Source organism: Kosakonia quasisacchari (assembly GCF_004331415.1).
GTDB lineage: Bacteria > Pseudomonadota > Gammaproteobacteria > Enterobacterales > Enterobacteriaceae > Kosakonia > Kosakonia quasisacchari.
In genome coordinates this window covers 187,773-209,105 of record NZ_SJOP01000006.1, presented here as the reverse complement: position 1 = coordinate 209,105, position 21,333 = coordinate 187,773, and the positions used below count along the sequence as shown (strand labels likewise).

Here is a 21,333-nt window from a genome sequence, read left to right as displayed (position 1 = left end):
GGGTATTGATTGCGACTCAGCAGCGCGCATTAAAAGCCTTACTAAAAAATCTTTGCCTGTTCTGAACGATGTAAATCCAAAGACAATAAAGCCAAAGCCAGTTGCTGACCACCGCCCCAGAAAGTGGTGTTCAAATGGCCATAAAAAACCCGGCATTCAGGCCGGGTTTTATTTTTTCATCTTTGAACCGCCTCCAGAGAGGCGGTGATGGGGCTTAGGCTTTCTGCGCTACGCCTGCCGGTTCGCGCACGTGTTTATATTTAAACAGCATCACGAAGGCGAAGGCCAGCACCAGTGAGTAACTGGCGAAAATCAGCCACACGGTTTTCCAGTCGGTGATGCCTGCAGTGGTGTAGATCTCAACCACTTTGCCGCTCACCATTCCGCCGAGGATACAGCCGAAACCGTTGGTCATCATCAGCAACATACCCTGCGCGCTGGCGCGGATAGCCGGATTCACCTCTTTTTCCACGAATACCGAACCGGAAATGTTGAAGAAGTCGAATGCGCAACCGTAGACGATCATCGACAGAACCAGCAGCACCGTACCGAACGGCGTCGGGTCGCCATAGGCAAACAGACCAAAACGCAGTACCCAGGCAATGATACTGATCATCATCACGTTCTTGATGCCGTAACGGCTCATAAAGAACGGGATAGCCAGAATAAACGCGGTTTCGGAAATCTGCGAAATCGACATCATCACCGAAGCATGCGTGACGATGAAACTATTGGCGAATAACGGGTTCGCGTCGAAGCTGTGCAGGAAAGTGTTGCCGAACATATTGGTGATCTGCAGCTCGGCACCCAGCAGCATCGAGAAGATAAAGAAAATCGCCATGCGTTTGTTTTTAAACAGCGCAAAAGCATTCAGGCCCAGCATCTCCACCCAGGTCTGTTTCTCTTTGTTTTTAGCAACCGGCATATGCGGCAGCGTCAGAGAGAACAGGCTCAGCACCAGCGACAACGCCGCTCCAATGTAGAGCTGCATATGGCTCAGTTCGAAACCGGAGAAGCTCACCGCCCACATCGCCAGGATGAAGCCAATAGTGCCCCAGATACGAATCGGTGGGAAATCGGTCACGATATCGTGGCCAGCAGATTTCAGGCGGAAGTAGGAAATGGTGTTCACCAGGCCCAGCGTTGGCATGTAGGCCAGCGAGTTAAGCAGGATGATGATAAACATTGCGCCAGGCGTGGTAACGCCTGCGGCGATAAACAGCGTAATCGCCCCAACCAGATGACACAGCGCATAAACCCATTTCGCACTGAGCCATTTGTCCGCAACGATACCGAGCAGCGTTGGCATCAGCAGTGATGCAATACCCAGCGAGCTATATACCGCGCCAATTTCCGCGCCCTGGAATTTAAGGGTAACGAACATATAAGAGCCAAGCGTAGTCAGCCAGCTTCCCCACAGGCAGAACTGCAGAAAGATGATGACTTTCAGCTGCAGCTTAAGATTCATGCTAATTTCCTCACAAAGGAGAGTGATAGATGTTGGAATGGGCACAATTGCGTTTGTTATGTGTCAGGATTCTACCATCTACGGGGTGGCGAATTTGTTATGCCCGACATAAAAATGCAAACTTCCTCTGATTGCATTTTTATATGGTGACGTATCTCACAATTCTGCGCAACCGTTTGCATCACTCACATGAATACCTTATGCCTCTTTCGTCGGTACAGACGAAAGAGGCAGCAGATTAGTTGCGACGATAGGTTTTCTGCGCAGCGTTAACTTTGTAAAGGTAGCGGCGAGATTCCGCCGAGGGGTGACGCGTGGTCAGGGTTTGATAAACATCTCCTGGCGTCATAGTGTTGATAATATTAGCCGCCTGCACTTTATCGGCGGAAAAGACGCGTAACACGCTGCCAGCACCGCCGTTATAAGCGGTAATGACCGCATAGCGTCGTGATGTTGGGTTATTAATACCGGAGAGATAAACGTTATTCAACATCGCCAGATAGGCGGTGCCGGTATCAATGTTGCTTTGTGGATCAAAGAGATAACTGCGATCGGGCGTACCAGATTTCCCCTGCGCGCGGAATACATCTTTACCGGCGCTGTGCTGCACTACCTGCATTAAGCCCAGCGCATCGGAGCGGCTAACGGCGTACGGGTTAAAGGAGGATTCGGTTTGCATAATCGCCAGAATCAGCGACTCTTCAACGCCATATTTATGCGACGCTTTTCGCACCATACCGACGTATTTATGCGCGCGTTTATCCAGATGGTTTGGTACCAGGTTAATGGTAACGCTGTAGATCATGCGTAAACCATTGCTGCGACTTTTCAGCCGCGTTTGCAGCAAATAGTCCGCAAACTGCGCTGCGCGCCATTGCCAGCGAATGGCTTCGCCGTTGTTATCCAGCACCTGGCCATACAGGAACGGCTCTTTCGAGATCTGAATATCGTCAACATCGGAGTAAAGATCGATAGAACCCGGATCGTCGCCCATCAACAGGGTTTTGATAATCGCCTGGCGCAAATGCGCCGCAGGATCGGTACCGGAGATCGTCTCGACGGTGATCGTCCCCTCATCGAAGTTGATGTGGCTGCGGGTTTGGTACTGGTCGGTGTATTTAACGTAGTCCTTTGGGCCTGCGATCAGAACTTCGTTAAACCCCCATAAGTTCTCAATATTATGGGCGAATTGACCCATCAGGATGTCAAAACCGTTGGTGTCTTTAATCCAGGCTTCGTTGTAATCGTCGCCCGTTTTATTCGAACTGGAACAAGAAATCAGCAACGGCGCAATAATCGCTAGCGCTAAATATTTTTTCATCATTCCGGGATGCAATTGTGTTGGTGTGTTAGCGCCGGTGTCCTCTGCGCACTGGCAATGCCTTCCCATGCATTCGCGGCATTACCAGTGATTGCGCGTGAACAGCGGCTTATTTTTTTTCTTGCGGCGTATAGCCTTCAATGTGCACGTCTTTGCCTTCAAACAGGAAATTCACCATTTCCTCTTCCAGCAACTTGCGATGCTCGACGTTCATCATGTTGAGTTTTTTCTCGTTGATCAGCATGGTTTGCTTATGCTGCCACTGCTTCCAGGCCTCTTTCGAGATCTCATTGTAAATGCGTTTTCCGAGATCGCCCGGATAGAGCTGGAAGTCTTGCCCTTCTGCTTCGTGTTGCAGGAAGGTACAAAAAATAGTTCTGCTCATAAAATAATCCTCTTTGCTTGCGCGCCTAACGGACTTCGGCGCGTAATTGCTGTATCAGGCGTTCCACGGGAGCCGCCAGACCGACGGATGGCGGTTGCGCTAAGTTATACCAAAGACCTGCGCTCTCATCCATGCAAGACGAGAACGAGGACACACCAAGCCACATAGGCACAATATCCAGATGGAAATGGCTAAATGTATGGCGAAACGCCACAAGTTGGCTGAGATTATCGGCGCTAATCTTCCTCTGCGCCAGCCAGGCTCGCAGGCTGGCCTCATCGCTGAATTGCGGGAAGCAGAATAACCCGCCCCACAGCCCGCTTGGTGGTCGCTGCTCAAGGTACACTTCACCTTCATGCTGCATCAGCAGAAGATAACCGGTCCGTTCGGGCAGCGTCTGTTTCGGTTTTTTACCCGGATATTGTGCCCATGTGTTCGCCGCGTAGGCTTCACAACCCGTTTGCAGCGGGCAGAGCTCGCATTTCGGTTTCGAGCGGGTGCAAACCATCGCGCCCAGATCCATCATCGCCTGGTTAAAACGCTCGACGCCCTGAGCGGGGGTGACCTCTGTGCTGATCTCCCACAAACGCTTTTCCACCTCTTTTTTACCCGGCCAACCGTCAACCGCATAGCAGCGCGCCAGCACGCGTTTCACGTTGCCATCGAGAATAGGAAAATGCTTGCCCAGTGATAAAGAGAGGATTGCGCCCGCGGTCGAGCGGCCGACACCCGGCAACGCAGCAACGTCTTCGAACGTTTCCGGGAAACGACCTGCGTGCTGGTTTGCTACCTGTTGTGCGGCTTTATGTAAGTTGCGGGCTCGAGCGTAATAGCCCAGCCCGGTCCATAGATGCATGACTTCATCCAGCGGTGCGTTCGCCAGATCGGTAACCGTTGGAAAACGCGCCATAAACCGCTGGAAGTAGGGGATGACGGTTGCCACTTGCGTTTGTTGCAACATCACTTCCGATAGCCATACTTTGTAAGGCGTTTTTTCAATTTGCCAGGGCAGGGTTTTTCGCCCGTATTTGTCGTACCAGCCCAGCACCTGGGCTGAAAATTGAGACGCTTGCATGGTCACCAGAATCACGTAATCAGGGGCGAAGATTGCAGCACAGAGGCGATGAGCTGTAAACCGGAACTTTCCGGTGCTTGCATCGGGCGATGAACTTTGGATAATGCCCGTTTCCTGAACACTCTCACAAGCAGATCATTTTATGAATAACGACGTCATTTCACCGGAATTTGATGAAAACGGCCGCCCGTTGCGCCGCATTCGCAGCTTTGTCCGTCGCCAGGGTCGCCTGACGAAAGGGCAGCAACACGCGCTGGATAATTACTGGCCGGTGATGGGCGTTGAGTTCACTGAACAGCCGCTTGATTTCACTGCACTGTTTGGCCGCACGTCACCGGTTACCCTGGAGATTGGTTTTGGCATGGGTGCTTCGCTGGTTGAAATGGCGAAGATGCGCCCGGAGCAGAATTTCCTCGGCATTGAAGTTCACTCGCCGGGTGTTGGCGCTTGCCTCTCCTCCGCACATGAAGAGGGTGTCGAAAACCTGCGCGTAATGTGCCACGACGCGGTGGAAGTGTTGCACAAGATGATTCCTGACAATTCTTTGAACATGGTGCAGCTCTTTTTCCCTGACCCATGGCATAAAGCACGTCATAATAAACGCCGCATCGTTCAGGTACCCTTTGCTGAACTGGTGAAAAGCAAGCTCAAGCTGGGCGGTGTGTTTCATATGGCGACAGACTGGGAAGCTTACGCACAGCATATGCTGGAAGTGATGACGTCCATCGACGGTTACAAAAACCTGTCGGCGACAAACGACTTTGTGCCGCGTCCAGAGTCGCGCCCGGTAACCAAATTTGAACAGCGTGGCCATCGTCTTGGCCACGGCGTATGGGACTTAATGTTCGAGAGGGTGAAATAATGGCAACAAACCGCAGCCGTCGTTTGCGTAAAAAAATGCACATCGATGAATTTCAGGAACTGGGTTTTTCTGTTGCATGGCGCTTCCCGGAAGGCACCAGCGAAGAGCAGATTGATAAAACGGTTGATGACTTTATTCAGGAAGTGATTGAGCCGAATAAGCTGGCGTTTGACGGTAGCGGTTATCTGGCGTGGGATGGTCTGATTTGCCTGCAAGAGATTGGCAAATGTACTGAAGAGCATCAGGCTATCGTGCGCAAATGGCTTGAAGAACACCAGGTGACTGAGGTGCGCGTTAGCGAACTTTTCGACGTTTGGTGGGACTAACTAAAGCATAAGGGGCCAGCATTTGCTGGCCCGTTTTGTCTCTACAGGAGTATTTATGATGCGCAAAACGCTACTGGCGGCGGCTCTTACGCTCACAGCATTCGCGGCTCAGGCCGACTATCAATGTAGCGTCACGCCGCGTGACGATGTGATCATCAGCCCGCAAACCGTGCAGGTTAAAGGGGAGAACGGCAATCTGGTTATCACACCGGATGGCAATGTGATGTTCAACGGCAAACAACCGACACTTAGCGCCGCTCAGCGCGAACAGGCAAAAGATTACCAGGCAGAACTGCGCAGCGCACTGCCATGGATTGACGATGGTGCGCGTAGTCGTGTTGAGAAAAACCGCATCGCGCTGGATAAAATCATCGTTAAAGAGGTCGGTGAAAGCAGCAGCATGCGTAATCGCCTGACCAAGCTTGATGCACAATTAAAAGAGCAGATGAATCGCATTATTGAGCATCGTAGCGATGGCCTGACCTTCCACTATAAAGCGATTGAGCAAGTCCGCGCGGACGGCCAGCAACTGGTGAATCAGGCGATGGGCGGCATTCTGCAGGACAGCATTAATGAAATGGGTGCGAAAGCGGTGCTGAAAAGCGGTGGTAACCCATTACAAAACGTCTTAGGTAGCCTTGGCGGTTTACAGACCTCTATCCAAAACGAGTGGAAAAATCAGGAAGCGGATTTCCAGCAGTTCGGTAAAGATGTCTGTAAGCGTGTAGTGACGCTGGAAGAGAGCCGTAAGGCATTAACCTCAGGACTTAAGTAACCGCAATCAGCAGCCTTCTGTATACGAAGGCTGTTATTTTTGCCTTTAGCGCCATTATTATCTCGTTGTGGCGCTCACCCAGACTAGACTGCGTTAATCGACGGATTATGTTCTACTGTACCAGCGTAATATTCTTTAGTGGCTGATTTATCCCGGGCTGGCTGTTCAGATAACTGAACAGCCAGCATCTGAATTATTCGGCAAGAAATAGTTCCAATAGGGAATTAAGAAATAACTTACCGTGTTCCGTTATCTGCCAGTTCTCTTCATTTTCTGTCAAATAATTCAGCTTCAGTGCTTCCTCAATTTGCGGGCGAATAACGCGCTCATCCAGACCGGTATAACGTGAAAAATCAGCACGCGGTGCGGGTTCAAGTAGGCGGAAACGGTTCATAAAGAACTCGAACGGTTTATCTTGCTCCTCAACTTCTTGCTGCTTATCCAGGTAATTGCCCTGCATATAACCGCGAGGATGACGTGTTTTTGCCGTACGCAGAATACGCCCATCCGGAAACGTCACTTTCCCGTGCGCGCCACAACCAATACCCAGATAGTCGCCAAAACGCCAGTAGTTGAGATTGTGCTGGCACTGGTAGCCGGGCTTTGCGTAAGCCGAGGTTTCATATTGCTGATACCCGGCGGCGGTGAGGATCTGGTGGCCCTGTTCGAAAATGTCCCAGAGCGCATCGTCGTCTGGTAGCACCGGAGGACGTGAGCCAAACAGCGTATTGGGTTCAATGGTGAGCTGATACCACGACAAATGCGGCGGGTTGAGTGCAATCGCCTGGCGCAAGTCATCCAGCGCTTCTTCCAGCGACTGATCCGGCAATCCGTGCATTAAATCAAGGTTAAAGCTGCGTAGCCCCAGCCCGCTCGCCAGGTGCGCAGCGCGTTTGGCTTCCTGCGGGCCGTGAATGCGCCCAAGGCGTTGTAACTTCGTTTCGCTAAAACTTTGTACGCCAATGGAAATGCGGTTCACGCCGGCACGTTGGTAATCGGCAAAACGGTCAGCCTCCACGGTTCCGGGGTTGGCTTCCATCGTGATTTCTGCATCCAGTGCAAGCGGCAAACGCGCACGCACGCCGTCCAGCAATGTTTGCATTGCCGGGCCAGAGAGCAGACTCGGCGTACCACCACCAATAAAAATGGTCTTTATTTCACGTCCCTGCGCGTAGGCAACATCGGCATCGAGATCGTTCAGTAAATGCTGAACGTAGTCGTCGTGCGGCACTTCGCCCTTCAATGCGTGGGAATTGAAATCGCAGTACGGGCATTTCTGCACGCACCACGGAATATGTATATAAAGGCTCAGAGGCGGCAAATCAGCCATTACGCAGTGCTTCCAGTAACAGTTTCAACGCTTGTCCACGGTGGGAGATCGCGCTTTTTTCTTCGCGGGTGAGCTCCGCTGCGGTTTTGCCCTCAGCAGGGACAAAGAAAATCGGATCGTAGCCAAAGCCGCCGTTACCGGCAGCCTGCCGCGTAATCACGCCAGGCCAGCTACCGTGGCACACCAGCGGGGTCGGATCATCTGCATGACGCAAATAGACCAGTACACAGTGGAATTGCGCTTTGCGCTCAGCGTCCGGCACATCTTTTAGCGCGTCGAGCAGTTTTTCCAGGTTCTGCTGGTCGCTGGCGTCAACGCCGGAATAACGGGCGGAATAAATCCCAGGCGCACCACCGAGAGCATCCACAGCAAGGCCGGAATCGTCGGCAATCGCGGGCAGGCCAGTAACTTGCGCTGCGTGGCGCGCTTTGAGGATCGCGTTTTCAATAAACGTCAGCCCGGTCTCTTCTGCGGACTCCACGCCCAACTCCGTTTGTGCGACGACATCAAAGCCAAAATCATTCAGCAGCGAGGCCAACTCGCGCACCTTACCGGCGTTACCGGTAGCGAGGACAACTTTTTGCATAGTGGATCCTAATATATCAGCGCCGCGACTTCGGTCGGGATCTGTTGCGGATGTGAGATTTTAATCTGTTTGTGGCGGCCTAGTTCGCCTTTTTCAATGACGACCTGGTTTTTCGCCACGCGGAACTGCTTAGCGAGGAATTTTACCAGGTGCGCATTGGCCTGGCCGTCCACTGGCGGGGCGGTGATGGCGACTTTTAGCTCGTCGCCATGCAGCCCGATAATTGCGTCACGGCTGGCTTTGGGCTGAATATACAGCCGTAACACCAGCCCATCTTCACAGGTAACGACGGCACTCATAGTGCCATCCACAGCCCCGGCAGCAGGATATCGCCAGTAGATTGCAGCACTTCCGCAATTCCCATATTCAGAACGTATAACAGCAGCACCAGAATCATCGGTGAAAAATCGATGCCGCCCATCGACGGTAGCAAACTGCGGATCGGGCGCAGCAGCGGCTCGGTCAACTGCATGAGCACATATTCCACCGGGCTGCGTCCCTGGCTGACCCAACTCATGATGGCCATCACCAGCAGTACCCAGAAAATCATTAAGCCGATGGTTTTCAGTAAAATCAGCAGGGCGGAAATCCAGATAATCGGCTGGAAGGTGATCACCATAAATATCACTATCGCTTTGATAAACGACAGAATAAAGGCAATCAGCAGCGAGGCGCTATCCAGCGGCCCCAGCGCGGGCAGCACGCGGCGCAGCGGCCCGACAATCGGCTGCGTGGCCTTGACCACGAACTGCGAAAATGGGTTGTAAAAATCGCAGCGTGCCCACTGCATCCAGACACGTAACAGCAGAACCATTGTGTAGAGTTCAATTACTGTCGAGAGCAGGAAAGTCAACGTCTTCATGGCGTTCCTCAGTTTTCCTTAATTTTTTGTGTAATCGCGCGCACCAAAAATGGCTGTACCAATGCGCACCATCGTGCTTCCCGCCGCAATGGCGGCGGTCATATCGTCGGACATGCCCAATGACAGGGTATCCACCGTCGGATAGCGTGTTTTCAACGCCTCAAATGCTACAGCCATTTGCCGTGCCACGGCAAACTGGCCTTCGTAATCTGCTTGCGGCGCAGGTATCGCCATCAACCCTCGCAGGCAAACGCCGGGTAGCTCGGCCACTTGGGCGGCCAGCGTATCCAACTCGCTGAGCGCGATACCGGATTTGCTTTCCTCATCACTGATGTTGATTTGGATAAGTACATTCAGTGGCGCTAATGTTGCCGGGCGCTGCTCGCTTAAACGGCTGGCAATGCGCAACCTGTCTACCGTGTGGCACCAGTCGAAGTTTTCCGCCACCAAACGACTTTTGTTGGACTGTAACGGGCCAATAAAGTGCCATTGCAAACCCTGAACGCCCAGTTGCCTGAAGTGGTTAATTTTATCCACTCCTTCCTGAACATAGTTTTCGCCAAAAGCATGTTGCCCGGCATTAATCGCTTCTGCGACAGCGCTCGCAGGTTTGGTTTTGCTGACTGCAAGCAACGTCACTTCTTCTGAAGCACGGCCGCAACGCGCGGCGGCGGCTGAGATTTTGTCCCGGACCTGTGCCAGGTTATGCGCAATATCGTTCATGATTCCAGGATGGCTATATGGATATAGAAGAAATAGTGGCGCTTAGTGTAAAGCATAATGTCTCGGATCTACACCTGTGCAGTGGCTCAGTGCCGCGCTGGCGGCAGCAAGGGCGGCTGGAGCCCGCGCCGTTTGAAATAGCGGATATCGCCGGGCTGATTGATCTGCATCTCAATACGGCTCAGCAGCGCCTGTGGCGAGAGCGGGGGCAGGTGGATTTTGCCCTGACAACAGCCGCAGGGCATAGGCTGCGGGCAGGGGCCTTTACGCGTCACGGTGGTGTTTCGCTGGCGTTACGCTTGTTGCCGCAAAGCTGCCCACTGCTCAGTGAGTTAGATGCGCCTGTGCCGCTGGGCGAATTACTTGGGCGGGAAAACGGCCTGATACTGGTGACGGGCGCGACCGGTAGCGGCAAATCCACTACCCTGGCAGCAATGGTGGATTACCTGAATCAGCATAACGATGCGCATATTCTGACGCTGGAAGATCCGATCGAGTTTGTCCACGCCAGCAACCGCTGCCTGATTCAGCAGCGAGAAGTCGGTTTGCATTGCACGTCATTTGCCGACGGTCTTCGCGCGGCGCTGCGTGAAGATCCGGATGTGATCCTGCTCGGTGAGCTGCGAGACAGTGAAACCATCCGTCTGGCGCTGACCGCCGCTGAAACCGGGCATCTGGTGCTGGCGACGTTGCATACGCGTGGTGCGGCACAAGCTGTCGAGCGGTTGGTCGATACTTTTCCGGCGCAAGAAAAAGATCCTGTGCGCAGCCAACTCGCGGGGAGTTTGCAGGCGGTGCTGGCGCAAAAACTTGCGGCGGACAAGCGCGGAGGACGTGTGGCGTTATTCGAGTTGCTGATCAACTCTCCGGCGGTGGCGAGCCTGATCCGTGAAGGTAAAACGCACCAGTTGCCCGGCGTGATGCAAACCGGGCAACAGGCGGGAATGCAGACTTTCACACAAAGTCACCAACAGCGCGTGCTGCAAGGCTGGCTTTAGCGAATGTTGAGTGAATAAACCGCAGGCAGTGCGCCCGCCGTTTTCAGGATCTCCAGCCTGACGCTGCGCACCGTCAGCGGCACATCCAGCCTGTGCTGGCACACCGAGTGGTGGTTGTTTTCCACCTCGGCCAGTAGCTGTTCGTCGGCCCACAGGCGGTAGTGCGTAATGCAGTGTGGCGTTACGGCATAGTGATGACCCATTTGGACCGACTCCATTGCGTTATCGAAGTCGTTATCCTGTATCAGTGTGAGATGCTGCAACGTTTGCGGCTCCGCCCAGCGCCAGATGATTTCCGGGGTGACATCGTCAGCGGCGGGCGTCCATGCGTTGATTTGCTGCTCCGGACGCAAGCGGCCATTTAATACATTCTGCGCACACCAGCCATTCAGTGGCGGGCTGAAACGCAGGGCAGGGAAAATCTGCTGCGGGTGACGGCGCGGCAGCCAGAAATCGAATTCGTCGACGCCATAATCGCCGTCCGCGACCTGTCGGGTGTGTTTTGCTACGCGGGCGTTAAGGCTGTTAAACACCGTCATAATGCCTGGCAGGTGGGTACTCGTGAGCGCAATTTCGATACCTTCCTGCGCTTCGAAAGCGACAAATACATACTGGTCGCGATCGCTTTGCCAGTGGAAGGTCAGGGTGTGCTCCGCTTCGCCGGAAACCTGAAGCACGTTTTCGTCGTATTGATAGTCTGGGGTGAAGTTCCCGGCACGCGCGCTGCCAAGCAGCGAAACCGCCAGTGGCTGCGGTGTTGATGCCCGCAAATGTAGCGTCATCTCGGGTAGCTGCGCACCCGCGCGCACTGGCAACAGTAGCGCCATGCGTTCTGAAAGCGGCTGCCAGCCACCGTTGGGTTTCAGCTCGTTCAGTTGGTATTCGCTGCTGGCGCTGACGGTGGCTCCTTGCGCCGGGTCGTTCAACCACTGGCGTGGGATATAGCAGCCTGTAGCCTGTAAATGCTGCTGTAAAGCGCCGATATGTTCCCGCTGCGCCAGCTCACGCGGCAGCAGATTCAGCGCCTTACACTGTGCGGCGGCGCGCCCGACGACTTCGCCCAGCAGACCGCAGGTACACATCACGCGGGCGCTGCCGAAGGCGACATGAGAGGCTGAGATGAGCCGCCCGGTAAGCAATAAGTTATCAAGCGAGCGGCTGTAGAGGCTGCGAAACGGAATGGTGTAGGTGCCTTTGCTGTGAAACTGACGACAGCCGTCGTGGGTGCTGTAAACGCCATCCGCCGGGTGCAAATCTATCGACCAACCGCCATAACCTACGGCGTCGTAGTGGTCGCGCTGCTCAATAATGTCCTGCTGGCACAGCAAATGATCGCCAAGGAAACGGCGGCTTTCGCGCTTACCGGGGATCGCGCCGACCCATTCGATAGTCATATTGGCGGCTTCCGGGAATTCGCCAGAATTTTTAATATGATCCCAGACGCCCCAGACAATCTTCCACAGTTCCCATTTGATCTCTTCGCTTTCGTGCACTGTATCGAGGCGGCCTCCCCACTCCAGCCACCACAAATCGCAGCCGTTCAGCGTTGAAGTCAGGCGCTTGTAGCGCGGGATCGCGGTGATATCTTTCAGGGCGAAAGAGGGAGGAACAAAGTTTACCGGCCCGGTGGTTTGCTTGGTGTAAAAATAGATGGAGTGGCCCAGCTTATGACCAAAATTGTCACCGGGCGCCATTTTTTCGCCCAGTTCCTCTGCTTCTTCTGCACCTTCACGGTATTCTGCTCCAGCCAGAAAACCGATCACGCCGTCGCCAGTGGCGTCGCAGAATTGCATGGCGCTTACGGTGTAAAAGGTTTCGTTAATGGGGTTGAAGGCTTTTACCGCAGTGAGGGCACTTCCCGATTTCTCTACCTCAAAAACGGCAGTATTGAGCAGCAGTGTCAGCCCCGGCTGGCTTTTGGCAAGATCCAACAACACGAGGTCGAACATCACCGGGTTTCCCTCTTTGTTCCGCCAGAGGTTCTCTTCCATGATTTCGCCCATGATGCCGCCTTCGCGCGCCCAGCGGTTATTATTGCCCATATGTGAGGTTGCGCCGTTGGCCCACAAACGCACTTCGCTGGAGGCATTCCCGCCAAGAACGGGCCTGTCCTGAATCAGCACTACCTGCAAGCCGTCTCGCGCTGCCGCCAGCGCGGCACAAAGTCCCGCCAGCCCGCCACCTGCGACTAACAGGTCAGCATGGAGCCGCTGCACTGGAAATGTTCTTGCATCGGTTTGAGGAAAGATTTTCATAACCTTGTTTCCTTCTTGACTGGCGGTAAAATCAGTTTTTCGAGCAACCTGAAAAGCGAACCTGCAATGTCTTCACAACCCAATCAAAGCCTGATCGACGGCATTCGCTGCCTGCAGTATCTGGTTTCCAGCGATCGCGCCATTGGTTGTCGCGAACTGGCGCGCCTGATGGGCATTAACACGACCCGTGTGAACCGGTTGTTGATGACCATGGCTTCTATTGGCCTGACGATGCAGGACGCACAGCGTCGCTATCTGCCCGGCCCCGGTATACACGCGCTGGCGGCGCAGGCCATCCGCGGTTCAGCACTTTTTTCCCAGGCGCTGCCGCTACTGGAAAGCCATGCCCCGAAAGATATCGTCGTGGCTATGGGCGTACTCTGGGAGGATCAGGTTATCTATATCTATCACTCCGAACCCGGTAGCCAGGTCAGCCAGGCGCTGGCCGGTTTTCATATGCTCCCGGCCTGGCAGTCCGTCATTGGCATGGCGTTACTGGCGGCAGAAAGTGATGAAACTCTGCAACAGCGCTTTAGCGAAGAGCAGTGGCTGCAGCTTGGCCCGCATGTCGCTGAGCAGCGCGAGCGCGGCCATGTGGTCTGGCACCATAACGACGGTGAAGTCTCAATGGCAAAACCGCTTGGTGCGCACTCTGCTGCGCTCGCCTTTGCCGGAATGTGGCACGTTGACGACACGGTCGTGGAAACGCGCCTGCAGGCACTTCACATGTTGGTTAAACGCCTGACGGAAAAATCCTGACACTGGCGAATGCTGATATGTTTCTTTTATAGAAACACAGAATGAAATGCAAAATGCACAGCCAGAAACTGTGAGAACGATCGGCAGAAAGCCGCGAACAGGTCGCGGCTTTCGTTGAGTCAGTAACAGAGAGAGTTGCTAGTCGAGGCAGGTTTAAAAATGTTGTTCGAAGTAGCTCTCAAGGATGATTACCGCTGATGCGGAATCAACACTGCCTTTGTCGAGTGCGCGAAAACCGCCGCGTTCGAACAGCCCGGCGCGGGCTTCAACGGTGCTCAAGCGCTCATCATGCAGGGTAACTTGTACGCCAAAACGGCCATGAACTTTGTTGGCAAAGTTACGGGCTCGGGCGGTGAGTGGCTGCTCTGTGCCGTCCATATTCAACGGTAAACCCACAATCACGGACTCGGGTTGCCACTCTTTTAACAGCTTTTCGATAAGCTTCCAGTCCGGCGTGCCGTCCTGCGCTTTCAGTGCGCTGAGCGGGCGAGCCGTACCGGTGATGCGCTGCCCGATGGCAACGCCAATGCTTTTGGTACCGAAATCAAAGGCTAACAAGGTTCCGCTCATCAGGCGTGCCCCGCAACGCCAGGCATGGTGGAGATGTCGATACCGATAAGTTTGGCCGCTTCACGCCAGCGATCGGCTATTGGCGTTTTAAACAGAATGTTGAGATCAGCAGGTGCAGTGAGCCAGGCGTTATCAAGGATCTCCTCCTCGAGCTGCCCTTTCTCCCACGAGGCATAGCCCAGCGCTACCAGCACTTCGTTCGGTTGATCAGCCGTGCCAAGTGTCTCAAGCACATCGCGCGAGGTGGTGATCACGGTGTTATCCGACACGCGAATGCTCGACGCGAACGTTGCCGGCGGTGTATGCAGGATAAAACCGCGATCTTCGGCCAACGGGCCGCCAAGCAGCACGGGTTTATCCAGGCGGATTGCTGGATCGCGTTCAGTGGGCTGGATTTTGAGTTTTTCCAGAACACCTTCCACTTTCAGGTTTTCCAGCGGCTTATTAATAATCAGCCCCATCGCACCTTCATCGTTGTACTCACAAATGTAAACCACGGAGCGACGAAAAAGGGGATCCTGAAGAGCAGGCATGGCAATAAGAAAGTGATGCTGTAAATTCATTGTCAGAGGTTCTGTTTCCTGGTTCAAAAAAGCGACAGCTTAGTATGGGGGGAAAGCGGGGTGCTGTCACTAGCCAAAGCTGGCGGGGAGCGGGGTCCTTCCCGCTCCGTCTGAGCGACCGTTACTTTCCGAGGCGTTTCTCGATAGCATCCATCAACATACCGGTAATGGAGATCGGGAATTCCGCTTCGATTTCGCGTATGCAGGTCGGGCTGGTGACGTTAATTTCGGTCAGGCGATCGCCGATAATATCCAGGCCGACAAAGATCAACCCTTTGGCTTTCAGCACCGGCGCGACTTTACGCGCGATAGCCCAGTCGCTTTCGCTTAACGGGCGCGGTTCGCCGCGGCCACCTGCGGCGAGGTTACCGCGAGTTTCACCGCCCTGCGGAATGCGCGCCAGGCAGTAAGGTACTGGCTCGCCATCAACGACCAGCACACGTTTGTCGCCATCTTTGATGGCGGGTAGGTAGTTCTGTGCCATGCAGTAGCGATTACCCAACTCTGTGAGCGTTTCGGCGATAACGGCGAGGTTGGGATCGCCCTCTTTCACGCGGAAAATCGAGGTGCCGCCCATGCCGTCCAGCGGCTTAAGAATGATGTCAGTGTGCTTTTGCCAGAAGGCTTTCAGTTGTGCTTTGTTGCGGGTGACCAGCGTTTCCGGGGTCAATTCCGGGAACCAGGCGGTGAACAGCTTTTCGTTGCAGTCGCGCAGACTCTGCGGTTTGTTAACGATCAACGTGCCTTTTTCTTCCGCGCGTTCAAGAATGTATGTCGCATAAATATATTCGGTATCAAACGGCGGATCTTTACGCATCAGGATGGTGTCCAGCTCAGCGAGAGCAAGATCCTGCTCGTTGCCAAATTCATACCATTTGTCGTAATTATGTTCGACGGACAACGTGCGGGTACGGGCGCGGGCTTCACCGTTGATCAGATAAAGATCCGCCATCTCCATATAATGCAGCTCGTAGCCGCGGCGCTGAGCTTCCAGCAGCATGGCGAAGCTGGAGTCTTTTTTGATGTTAATGTCCGCGATGGGATCCATCACGATGCCGAGCTTGATCATTCTGCTTCTCCTTTCAACCCAGGTCGCCGAAGCGCACCTGAAGCGCGGTGATGGCGGTAAGCGCCGTAGTCTCTGTGCGTAGCACACGGGGGCCTAACAAAATATCTGTGAACTGATAGCGCGCGGTCATCGCAATCTCGTCGGCGGATAACCCGCCCTCCGGCCCAATCAGTAAGCGCACGCGTTCGACAGGTAGTGGCAGCGTGTTGATGCTTTGGCTGGCGCGCGGATGCAGATTCAACTTTAAGCCAGCTTCCTCTTCGGCGCACCAGGCTTCGAGATCCATCGCCGGGCGAATTTCCGGCACCCGGTTGCGGCCGCACTGTTCACAAGCGGCAATGGCAATTTTTTGCCACTGCTGGAGCTTTTTGTTCAGACGTTCAGCATCCAGTTTAACCCCGCAGCGCTCAGAAAAAAGTGGCGTAATGAGGCTTACCCCAAGCTCAATCGATTTCTGGATAGTGAATTCCATTTTTTCACCGCGCGACATCACCTGACCGAGATGAATATGCAGCGGCGATTCCCGGTCATCCACTTCACTGCTAAGGATTTTCACCACTACGCTTTTTTTATCGGCGCGGACAATTTCGGCTTCAAATACCTGATTAGAACCGTCGAAAAGCTGAATGGCCTGGCCTAGCCCCATTCGCAACACGCGTCCGACATGGTTGGCGGCATCTTCGCTGAGGGCGATCTCATGGCTTGGCTGGATAAGTTCTGGATGGTGGATGCGGGGTATGCGCATGGTTTTTCGAATCCGCTTAGGTTGCAGCCCCGGCCGAGGTGGGTGGACGGGGCGGGCTTTAACAATTGCCGCTAGTGTAGGTTAGCTCTTTCGCGCCATGCAAGCGCGCTGCACGTAAGGGTTATGGTTGCCCTGCACATTGGCGATTCGCTCATCACGCTTGCACTCCCAGTCTGTTACCGGATAAAGCTTGTCCCAGGCGGTGAAAAGCTGAGTTTGTTGGCGTGAAAGGCTCAGTTGGTACTTGTCACGCATATAGAAATAGGTGCGGGCAATCGCACCGCGAGCGCGCACCGGCGGCTCAGCGAGTTTTTCTTTGAAATCGATTTTCATGCCGCACTGGCCGTACTGGCTTTCGCCGCCGTTCCATTGACCATACATAAAGTTGCCGCGATCGCCATTTACCTCGCCGACGGCGGGTTGCAGGTTATGCATATCGCTTTCGATTTTACGGTACACCGGATCTTTGGCGCAGTTTTTACGCCCGCCATCCTGCCAGCACTGGCGCAGATGGCCGAACTGCCAGGCGGGCATGACATGTTCCCACTCGACCCGGCTGGCGCGGTTTTCGTTTTTACGCACCTGGTAGCCGCAAGACGCGAGGTCGATAACCCCTTTTTTACCCTGCCAGTTGATTTTACAGCCGCAGTAGAAATCGCCAGGCACATCGGCGTTAACTTTGACGCCGGCTGCTTTGGCCTGGGCAAAACTGTTGATGCCGTCTGCCGCGAAGGCGGGAACAGCGATCAGCGCGAAGAAGAGTGAGATAAAACGAAACATGGCGAGCTCCCTGTCAAAACGAGCTCGCAACGTAGCGGAAGCTGTTGCCTGATGCAATCAGTTAGCGCGGAAAACTTCTTAATGGATTCAGTTACTCGCGCCAGCAGCCAGCGGTTCGCCGCAGTGTACGCAGCGGTAAACTGCCTCTCCGCGCAGCACCCGGTTGTGTCGTCGCACGGTTAATTGGTGCTGCTGGCATTTGCAATGGTATGGGAAAGTATTGCGTCGCACAGATTCCAGTTCGAACTGATGTGTGCGGCGAGCGGGTACACCGAGCACACTCTCCATCATCCACTTCCACTCTTTGCCGTGCGGTGCGACGCGACCAAAATGTTTCCACACCAGCAAATGTGCCAGTTCGTGTGGAACCACCTCTTCAATAAACGCCTGCTGGTTTTCGAGTAGCAAAACGGGGTTAAGCCGGATTTCGTAATCGGCCAGCCAGGCGGTGCCTGCCGCCGTGCCGCGCTGTTGATATACCAGTCTCGGTTCCGGGTAGTTGCGCCCCAGTTTTAGGTTCGCTTGCGTGAGTTTATCCCGCAGGCTGCGCATCACGGCTTGCTGAAGGGCGATTGGGAGACGGGGTGTTTTCATAAGTGCAGAGAATAGGTGGGGCGGGGCATGAGTGCAACAGGCAAAAAGCAAAGGCTTCTTCCGCAGAAGAAGCCTTTAAGGTTAGTTATGGGAACCAATTTCGCGCAGCGGGCGGCCACGCATCAGGTTACGCTCGATGTGCTCCAGCGAAACATGTTTGGTTTCCGGCACCAGCCACAGCGTCAGCAGGATGAACAGGACGTTCAGACCGCCGTAAACCCAGAAGGTGTTGGCGTTGCCCAGCGTGTTCAGCATGGTCAGGAAGGTTGCGCCGACGATCATATTGGCAATCCAGTTGGTCGCGGTGGAGCAGGTGATACCGAAGTCGCGGCCTTTCAGCGGTTGAATTTCGGAACACAGCACCCAAATCAACGGACCGGCACTCATGGCGAAGCCAACAATAAACATCAGCAGCATGGCAACAGCAAAGTATTGCGCCGACGGCGAATGGATACCCAGATGCAGCATGGTACCCAAAATGCCCATACCGGCCGCCATCACCATGAAGCCCAGCACCAGCGTGGGTTTGCGTCCCCAGCGATCCACAAGACCGATGGCAATAAAGGTCGCCAGTACGTTAGTCAGACCGACGATCACCGTCCCCCACATTTGTTCGGTGGTATTGGTGTAGCCCGCCAGCTCAAAGATCTTCGGCGCGTAATACATGATGACGTTCATCCCGGTGAACTGCTGCATCACCTGCAGCAATACGCCAAGGAACACCGCACGGCGGAAGTTGCTGTTCTCTTTGAACAGCGCCCAGCCGGACTGTTTTACTTGCAGGCTTTCGCGGATCTCTTCCAGTTCATTTTTCGCTTCGGCGCTGGTATCGCGCAGGCGCAACAACACCCGTTCGGCGTCATGGAAGCGGCGCTTGGCGGCAAACCAGCGCGGGCTGTCCGGTAGGAAGAACACGCCAATCAGCAGCAAAATTGCCGGAATGATGATGACGCCCAGCATCCAGCGCCATGCGCCACTGTAGCTGAACGCGGTATCAGAAAGATAAGCGCCAAGAATCCCGATGGTGATCATCAGTTGGTACATGGAAATCATACTGCCGCGAATTTTTTCCGGTGCGATTTCAGAGAGATACAGCGGCGCAGTATAAGAAGCAACACCGACCGCGAGGCCGAGCAGTACGCGGGAAATAATCAACACTTCCACGTTTGGCGCGGCTGCAGAGCAGAGCGAACCGATGACAAACAAGATCGCGCCAATCATCAGGCTTTTTTTACGTCCCAGGCGCCAGGAGAGCCAGCCGCTGCCGACGGCACCAACGGCGGCACCGAACATCATTGAGCTGACCACCCACTCTTGCGTGTGCGAGCTAATCTGAAAATCTTTGGTAATAAAGGGCAACGCGCCCGCGATTACCCCAATATCCAGGCCAAAAAGCAGTCCTGCCAGTGCAGCGAGGAAGCAAACAAAGAAGGTCATTGCCTTGTTTGAATACCCCTGTTTTTTATTGTCAGGCATTATGCCCTCCATTCATGTCATTGGTTTTTTCGATGTAAAAGGTAGGCCACTCATCACTAAAAATACGTGATTTACATCACATCAGTGTAATCGGTTACATAGCAATAAGGCCGCTAATGTAAATAAAAGTGTTAATTATTATAGAATTGTTGGCGGATAAAGGAGAGGGGGCGCGGTGAGTTTCAGACTAAACCGAAACGTGATGTAACAATCATGATGCGTTCATTTTTCAAAAGGAAAACTCTGAAAAATCAGCGAAGCGTAGCGGTGTAATCGCTTTCAGATAAATACGATACGAGATAAGTGAGTATAGGTACTGGGGAAAAGTGTGACGGAATGAACAGGTGTAAAAAGTAAAAAGGCCAGCACAAGGCTGGCCTGAACAGCAACGCGGTCAGAGAATTATTCCAGACCGGCAGCTTCACGCAGCAGCGCCGCTTTGTCGGTTTTTTCCCATGGGAAAGTTTCGCGACCAAAGTGACCGTATGCGGCGGTTTGTTTGTAGATCGGGTGCAGCAGATCCAGCATCTGGATCAGGCCGTACGGACGCAGATCGAAGAATTCGCGCACCAGCAGTGTCAGCTGTTCGAGGGCAATTTTCTCCGTACCGAACGTTTCCACCATGATAGAGGTCGGTTCAGCTACACCGATAGCGTAAGAGACCTGGATTTCACAGCGATCGGCAAGGCCAGCAGCAACGATGTTTTTCGCAACGTAACGCGCGGCATATGCGGCGGAACGGTCAACTTTTGACGGATCTTTACCGGAGAATGCGCCGCCGCCGTGACGAGCCATGCCGCCGTAGGTATCAACGATGATTTTACGCCCGGTCAGACCGCAGTCGCCCATTGGGCCACCGATAACGAAACGGCCTGTCGGGTTGATGAAGAATTTGGTTGAGGCATTCAGCCATTCGGTCGGCAGGATCGGTTTGATGATCTCTTCCATCACCGCTTCTTGCAGGGATTTCTGATCGATATCTTCTGCGTGCTGAGTAGACAAAACCACCGCGTCAATGCCGACGATTTTGCCGTCGCCATACTGGAACGTCACCTGGCTTTTCGCGTCCGGACGCAGCCATGGCAGCGTGCCGTTTTTACGCACTTCAGCCTGGCGCTGAACCAGACGGTGAGCATAGGTGATCGGTGCTGGCATCAGCACGTCGGTTTCATTGGTCGCATAACCAAACATCAAGCCCTGGTCGCCAGCGCCCTGTTCCAGCGGGTCTGCACGGTCAACGCCCTGGTTGATATCCGGAGACTGTTTACCAATTGCGCTCAGTACGGCGCAGGAGTTTGCGTCAAAGCCCATGTCAGAATGCACATAGCCGATTTCACGTACGGTGTTACGGGTGATCTCTTCGATATCAACCCACGCGCTGGTGGTGATTTCGCCACCGACCAGGACCATGCCGGTTTTGACGTAGGTTTCACAAGCAACGCGTGCTTTCGGATCCTGCTCGAGGATAGCGTCCAGCACGGCGTCGGAAATTTGGTCAGCGATTTTGTCAGGATGCCCTTCAGAGACGGACTCGGACGTAAAAAGGTGTTTTGCCATAGTAAGTTTTCACCCTGGAGTAATACGGTTAGCTCGAATTCTGTGTCCGGAGGTCTTCGCGTCTGGCGGACGCGGACTGCAGAAGGTGACACATGAAGTCTGCGTGTTAATCGGTTCTGCACATACATTCTTCACGTATGGACGGATTAACATCTGGATGGCTATTCTAGGTTAAATCCTGGCCCTATTGCCAGCGTTTTTTGATGCTCTCCACATCCTGTCACAAATAGTGACGGAAAATTTTCCTGGCAATG

The 21,333-nt window shown here is 54.0% G+C and carries 23 protein-coding genes; 5 read left to right on the top strand and 18 right to left on the bottom strand.

The features are described from left to right. Positions 1-214 precede the first annotated feature (214 nt). The 4 genes from E0L21_RS08820 to mutY form a co-directional block, all read right to left on the bottom strand. Positions 215-1,468 carry a nucleoside permease gene (locus E0L21_RS08820; protein ID WP_131408614.1) on the bottom strand — a complete coding sequence of 418 codons (1,254 nt, stop codon included), beginning with the start codon at positions 1,466-1,468 and terminating at the stop codon, positions 215-217. A 238-nt stretch (positions 1,469-1,706) separates the two neighbouring features. Next, complete coding sequence (gene mltC / locus E0L21_RS08815) at positions 1,707-2,789, bottom strand: membrane-bound lytic murein transglycosylase MltC (protein WP_131408612.1); 1,083 nt, start codon at positions 2,787-2,789, stop codon at positions 1,707-1,709. Positions 2,790-2,898: 109 nt separating this feature from the next. Then, positions 2,899-3,174 (bottom strand): oxidative damage protection protein, encoded by a 276-nt coding sequence (locus tag E0L21_RS08810; RefSeq protein ID WP_131408610.1) that lies wholly within the window; start codon positions 3,172-3,174, stop codon positions 2,899-2,901. A 25-nt stretch (positions 3,175-3,199) separates the two neighbouring features. Beyond that, positions 3,200-4,249 (bottom strand): A/G-specific adenine glycosylase, encoded by a 1,050-nt coding sequence (gene mutY / locus E0L21_RS08805; RefSeq protein ID WP_170312058.1) that lies wholly within the window; start codon positions 4,247-4,249, stop codon positions 3,200-3,202. A 142-nt stretch (positions 4,250-4,391) separates the two neighbouring features. On the opposite strand from mutY, the gene trmB reads away from it, so the two are divergent. The 3 genes from trmB to E0L21_RS08790 are packed head-to-tail and all read left to right on the top strand — an operon-like array spanning position 4,392 to position 6,212. Next, positions 4,392-5,111: a tRNA (guanosine(46)-N7)-methyltransferase TrmB gene (gene trmB / locus E0L21_RS08800; protein ID WP_065370088.1), complete on the top strand. Its 720-nt coding sequence runs from the start codon at positions 4,392-4,394 to the stop codon at positions 5,109-5,111. Next, a complete protein-coding gene (locus E0L21_RS08795) occupies positions 5,111-5,437 on the top strand; it encodes a YggL family protein (RefSeq protein WP_086873489.1) in 327 nt (108 codons plus the stop codon). Before trmB ends, E0L21_RS08795 begins: the two co-directional genes overlap by 1 nt. 55 nt (positions 5,438-5,492) lie before the next feature. Beyond that, on the top strand, positions 5,493-6,212 hold the full coding sequence (locus E0L21_RS08790; protein WP_131408606.1) for a YggN family protein: 720 nt from the start codon (positions 5,493-5,495) through the stop codon (positions 6,210-6,212). Positions 6,213-6,405: 193 nt separating this feature from the next. Here the strand turns inward: E0L21_RS08790 and hemW are convergent, their stop codons facing one another. The 5 genes from hemW to E0L21_RS08765 are packed head-to-tail and all read right to left on the bottom strand — an operon-like array spanning position 6,406 to position 9,713. After that, positions 6,406-7,542 (bottom strand): radical SAM family heme chaperone HemW, encoded by a 1,137-nt coding sequence (hemW, locus tag E0L21_RS08785; protein ID WP_131408604.1) that lies wholly within the window; start codon positions 7,540-7,542, stop codon positions 6,406-6,408. Continuing rightward, entirely contained in the window at positions 7,535-8,128 is a 594-nt protein-coding gene (locus E0L21_RS08780; RefSeq protein ID WP_131408602.1) for an XTP/dITP diphosphatase, read from the bottom strand. The genes hemW and E0L21_RS08780 overlap by 8 nt, the downstream gene beginning before the upstream one ends. Before the next feature lie 8 nt (positions 8,129-8,136). After that, entirely contained in the window at positions 8,137-8,427 is a 291-nt protein-coding gene (yggU, locus tag E0L21_RS08775) for a DUF167 family protein YggU (protein ID WP_131408600.1), read from the bottom strand. Then, a complete protein-coding gene (locus E0L21_RS08770) occupies positions 8,424-8,990 on the bottom strand; it encodes a YggT family protein (RefSeq protein WP_131408598.1) in 567 nt (188 codons plus the stop codon). Before E0L21_RS08770 ends, yggU begins: the two co-directional genes overlap by 4 nt. Positions 8,991-9,008: 18 nt before the next feature. Next, positions 9,009-9,713 carry a YggS family pyridoxal phosphate-dependent enzyme gene (locus E0L21_RS08765; RefSeq protein ID WP_131408596.1) on the bottom strand — a complete coding sequence of 235 codons (705 nt, stop codon included), beginning with the start codon at positions 9,711-9,713 and terminating at the stop codon, positions 9,009-9,011. Positions 9,714-9,730: 17 nt separating this feature from the next. Here E0L21_RS08765 and E0L21_RS08760 point away from each other — a divergent pair, with 17 nt between their 5' ends. Further along, positions 9,731-10,711: a type IV pilus twitching motility protein PilT gene (locus E0L21_RS08760; protein WP_131408594.1), complete on the top strand. Its 981-nt coding sequence runs from the start codon at positions 9,731-9,733 to the stop codon at positions 10,709-10,711. Here the strand turns inward: E0L21_RS08760 and E0L21_RS08755 are convergent. Then, complete coding sequence (locus E0L21_RS08755; RefSeq protein ID WP_131408592.1) at positions 10,708-12,966, bottom strand: FAD-dependent oxidoreductase; 2,259 nt, start codon at positions 12,964-12,966, stop codon at positions 10,708-10,710. The genes E0L21_RS08760 and E0L21_RS08755 overlap by 4 nt on opposite strands. Before the next feature lie 66 nt (positions 12,967-13,032). On the opposite strand from E0L21_RS08755, the gene E0L21_RS08750 reads away from it, so the two are divergent. After that, a complete protein-coding gene (locus tag E0L21_RS08750) occupies positions 13,033-13,725 on the top strand; it encodes an IclR family transcriptional regulator domain-containing protein (RefSeq protein WP_131408590.1) in 693 nt (230 codons plus the stop codon). Positions 13,726-13,878: 153 nt separating this feature from the next. Here E0L21_RS08750 and ruvX read toward each other — a convergent pair whose 3' ends face one another. The 8 genes from ruvX to metK form a co-directional block, all read right to left on the bottom strand. Continuing rightward, positions 13,879-14,295, bottom strand: a complete 417-nt coding sequence (gene ruvX, locus E0L21_RS08745; protein ID WP_017457579.1) for a Holliday junction resolvase RuvX — start codon at positions 14,293-14,295, stop codon at positions 13,879-13,881. Beyond that, positions 14,295-14,858 carry a YqgE/AlgH family protein gene (locus E0L21_RS08740; RefSeq protein WP_170312057.1) on the bottom strand — a complete coding sequence of 188 codons (564 nt, stop codon included), beginning with the start codon at positions 14,856-14,858 and terminating at the stop codon, positions 14,295-14,297. Before E0L21_RS08740 ends, ruvX begins: the two co-directional genes overlap by 1 nt. 121 nt (positions 14,859-14,979) lie before the next feature. Then, complete coding sequence (gshB, locus tag E0L21_RS08735) at positions 14,980-15,927, bottom strand: glutathione synthase (protein WP_131408586.1); 948 nt, start codon at positions 15,925-15,927, stop codon at positions 14,980-14,982. Positions 15,928-15,940: 13 nt separating this feature from the next. Beyond that, positions 15,941-16,672, bottom strand: a complete 732-nt coding sequence (gene rsmE / locus E0L21_RS08730; protein WP_131408583.1) for a 16S rRNA (uracil(1498)-N(3))-methyltransferase — start codon at positions 16,670-16,672, stop codon at positions 15,941-15,943. A gap of 81 nt (positions 16,673-16,753) precedes the next feature. After that, on the bottom strand, positions 16,754-17,452 hold the full coding sequence (gene endA, locus E0L21_RS08725; protein WP_131408581.1) for a deoxyribonuclease I: 699 nt from the start codon (positions 17,450-17,452) through the stop codon (positions 16,754-16,756). Between the two features lie 87 nt (positions 17,453-17,539). After that, on the bottom strand, positions 17,540-18,046 hold the full coding sequence (locus E0L21_RS08720; RefSeq protein WP_131408579.1) for a SprT family zinc-dependent metalloprotease: 507 nt from the start codon (positions 18,044-18,046) through the stop codon (positions 17,540-17,542). Positions 18,047-18,127: 81 nt separating this feature from the next. Further along, positions 18,128-19,522, bottom strand: a complete 1,395-nt coding sequence (gene galP, locus E0L21_RS08715; protein WP_131408576.1) for a galactose/proton symporter — start codon at positions 19,520-19,522, stop codon at positions 18,128-18,130. Positions 19,523-19,924: 402 nt separating this feature from the next. Then, positions 19,925-21,079 carry a methionine adenosyltransferase gene (metK, locus tag E0L21_RS08710; RefSeq protein WP_131408574.1) on the bottom strand — a complete coding sequence of 385 codons (1,155 nt, stop codon included), beginning with the start codon at positions 21,077-21,079 and terminating at the stop codon, positions 19,925-19,927. Between the last annotated feature and the right edge of the window lie 254 nt (positions 21,080-21,333).